The organism is Microcoleus sp. OTE_8_concoct_300, assembly GCF_031383065.1.
In the GTDB taxonomy this organism is placed as follows: domain Bacteria; phylum Cyanobacteriota; class Cyanobacteriia; order Cyanobacteriales; family Microcoleaceae; genus Microcoleus.
This window is the reverse complement of sequence record NZ_JANMZH010000687.1, coordinates 1-2,650: the sequence shown is the minus strand read 5'-3', so window position 1 is coordinate 2,650 and position 2,650 is coordinate 1. Positions and strand designations below refer to the sequence as shown.

4 protein-coding genes and 1 pseudogene are annotated in these 2,650 nt (G+C 42.5%); 2 read left to right on the top strand and 3 right to left on the bottom strand.

Annotated features, from left to right (window positions below; genetic code table 11):
- A pseudogene (locus tag ACUVJL_RS31055) lies at window positions 1–457 on the top strand (efflux RND transporter periplasmic adaptor subunit); the annotation flags it as partial.
- Window positions 458–499: 42 nt separating this feature from the next.
- On the opposite strand, the gene ACUVJL_RS31050 reads toward ACUVJL_RS31055, so the two are convergent.
- The 3 genes from ACUVJL_RS31050 to ACUVJL_RS31040 are packed head-to-tail and all read right to left on the bottom strand — an operon-like array spanning window position 500 to window position 2,063.
- Window positions 500–1,036: a hypothetical protein gene (locus ACUVJL_RS31050; RefSeq protein WP_445249349.1), complete on the bottom strand. Its 537-nt coding sequence runs from the start codon at window positions 1,034–1,036 to the stop codon at window positions 500–502.
- Window positions 1,033–1,326: a hypothetical protein gene (locus tag ACUVJL_RS31045; protein ID WP_445249348.1), complete on the bottom strand. Its 294-nt coding sequence runs from the start codon at window positions 1,324–1,326 to the stop codon at window positions 1,033–1,035. The genes ACUVJL_RS31050 and ACUVJL_RS31045 overlap by 4 nt, the downstream gene beginning before the upstream one ends.
- Window positions 1,326–2,063, bottom strand: a complete 738-nt coding sequence (locus ACUVJL_RS31040) for a TIGR04255 family protein (protein WP_445249347.1) — start codon at window positions 2,061–2,063, stop codon at window positions 1,326–1,328. The genes ACUVJL_RS31045 and ACUVJL_RS31040 overlap by 1 nt, the downstream gene beginning before the upstream one ends.
- Window positions 2,064–2,343: 280 nt before the next feature.
- Between ACUVJL_RS31040 and ACUVJL_RS31035 the strand changes: the two genes are divergently transcribed.
- On the top strand, window positions 2,344–2,650 hold a 307-nt coding region (locus tag ACUVJL_RS31035), incomplete at its 3' end, for an efflux RND transporter permease subunit (RefSeq protein ID WP_445249346.1).

Sequence of the window (2,650 nt, the reverse complement as noted above, 5' to 3'; positions counted from 1 at the left end):
AAATGGCAATGCTTATCAAGCTGTTGAAATTGAACTCGGTCAAACTGCCGGAGATTTAGTTGAAGTGAAGAGGGGTTTATTCGAGGGAGATTTGATAGTAACGCAGCGAGCACCTCAACTTTACGCACAATCTTTGCGGGGTGGCAGCAAGCCCTCAAAAGACGAGGAAAAGAAAAAGGCAACTCCAAAGGTAACAGAGGTTAATTTTAATAATTTACCCGTGTCTTTATGGTGGGCGGGAATAGGGGGAGGAGTTGCGATCGCATTTCTAACTTTCACAGCCGGCGTGTTGTGGGGAAATCGGCGCAAATTGCCAGCAATAGCAGCGGATTCTGGAAACAATGCCGGAAACAATAATTTTTCCGCCTCTGCATCCACCTGGGACGATGAATTGCTGTTACACAATGACAACCATCACGTTAAAACTCAAGAGACAGAAGCCAAGAGTTTAAAGTAAAAATTTTCTTTAGTCTAGCCATTATAACCTACATAAAATGACTTAAAAACGCGGAATAGCCGATGGTAAACCAACTCGCATAAATAAACGTGCAAATGCCTGAGAAAAGTGTTCTAGGTAAGGAGATTTTAATCGCCAGCGATCGTTTAAATTACTAGCGTGTTTCAACACATATTCGTAAGGCAAGGTTTGGATATCTCTAAAATCTACAACCAGTGATTCTTTGTTATTATCTGGGTTCGTTGGTGATGCCAGCAGGTGCAAACCTTCTGTCCTCCCTTTTAAAACTTCATTCCATTGTCCTTTTTTCTTAAATGCTTCGTTATTTTCCTCAAATTCTGAAATATGGTAAATTACACACAGCACTACCTGAGCTACTTTTTTATTATCCAGATCGCAGCTGTGGGTGAGAACAATTAGATCTAGTTCATTAACTTCTATTTGTACGTCTTTAATTTCACTATTTTTTCCAAAATTTGTTGGGTCAAATACTGGTATTGGTACGAGACACCCAGGCAGGTAATCACCTTGCCTGAGAGTCGAGTCATTCACCTGCACCCAGAAAGGTTCTACGATCATTCTTCATCGAAAATATACGGCAGAGGTTTTTTACGCCCTTTGAACTGAGCACGCATCATTACTCGTTCCGAACGCTTTGGCGGTACTGGCTGCCAGTCTATTTCGCCCATGCTTTCTAGAGTTTGTAAGTATTGTTTGACAACTGTTAAATTCCGCAACACTTCATCAGCTAGTGCTGCAAGTTTTCGGCCTTCAGGACTTTGTAATTGAGCTGTGGGTTTTGGCTCTAACACCAGCAATTTTGGTGATAGTGAAACGCCCTTAGGACGTAGGGGGGTAATTGTAGCCATCAGTTAATCGACTCCCTTATGCGTTCTGTAATGCAAGCTTCAAAAGCTATGTTTTTTTGTTCGTGCATTTGTTCTAAAATGTGCCAAAGCCCTATTTCATCATGAGGAATATACCCTTCCAAAAATAGGTCTAAATCCAATATTATAGAAACACAATCTGGTGTGGGAGGTGGAACTATTGCTTGATTAATAACCAGCATTGTTCCCAAGTTTTCTTGCGGAATTTGTAGCTGCATAAAGTAGCCACTTAATCCTTGTGGCAAGTCAGGGGCAACTTCCGGAAATGTCCTCAAATACTCTTTGAGATCGCCAATCGGTAAAGGAATATCTAGCCTGTTAATATACCTGAGTGCTAAACGAACAATTGCTTCTGGATGTGTCACCGACTGATAGATATTCCACAGTCGCTTTGCTTCTTCCCGAAAATTTTCCCAACAGTCGTAAGGGGCAAGCCGACTGAATGCGAAAGCATCTAAACGCAGTTGAAGAATTTGTTTTTGGTCGCCGCGGGAGGCTATATAGCCAATTGGAGATTGGCTGGCTGTTGCCCCAACACTAGCACCTGCCATCATTTGTCCCTGAAAAAGTAACACCTCTTCACGCTGAGGATACTCAGCCTGAATGCTGGAGTACACCTGCGCCAAATTGTCAAGTTTAACTTCTGGTGGAAGTTTAACTTGTATATCAATCAAGGCTTCGGTGATTGGGGCGTGCGAGTAGTGTTTTGGTGCTTGCATACCAACTATTGTAAACTGCTTTGTCAAAAAGAGCAACCCAGGTTATATGTGAGATTTTAGATTTTACATGATTTATGAATCCGGATTGGAAGTTAAAAGATTTCATCCTAATTTCATTTTTGGGTGTCAAGCTAAATAGAATGGCTATTTAACACTGTTCATCCAAGGAATCGCGGGAAAAGCTACGGCAGTCGGAGCCTTTAATATCTGCTAAATTTTATTGTTAAATGGTCGATCGCCCAACGGTGGCTGGTAGTCATCACCTCTATAAAATCCTAAAATGTTCAGCACAATTCTTAGATGGGTAATTAACCGCCGCTGGCTAGTCGTTATCGCTACCATTATTATTAGTCTTTGGACATTGTATATCATCCCCCAAATGTCCCTTGATGTCTTCCCTCCTTTTGCACCCCCGCAAGTCGAAATTCAGACGGAAGCACCGGGTCTCGCGCCGGAAGAAATCGAGTCTTTGGTAACACTGCCGATCGAAAGTGCGATTAACGGAACTCCAGGGGTAACAGCAGTGCGATCGTCTTCCGCTGTGGGCCTTTCTGCGGTTAAGGTAATCTTTGATTGGGGAACTGAAA

What these genes read in the sequence shown, in the direction of transcription:
- ACUVJL_RS31050 (WP_445249349.1), bottom strand. Translation starts at nt 1,036, where the DNA reads ATGATCGTAGAACCTTTCTGGGTGCAGGTGAATGACTCGACTCTCAGG.
- ACUVJL_RS31045 (WP_445249348.1), bottom strand. Translation starts at nt 1,326, where the DNA reads ATGGCTACAATTACCCCCCTACGTCCTAAGGGCGTTTCACTATCACCA.
- ACUVJL_RS31040 (WP_445249347.1), bottom strand. Translation starts at nt 2,063, where the DNA reads ATGCAAGCACCAAAACACTACTCGCACGCCCCAATCACCGAAGCCTTG.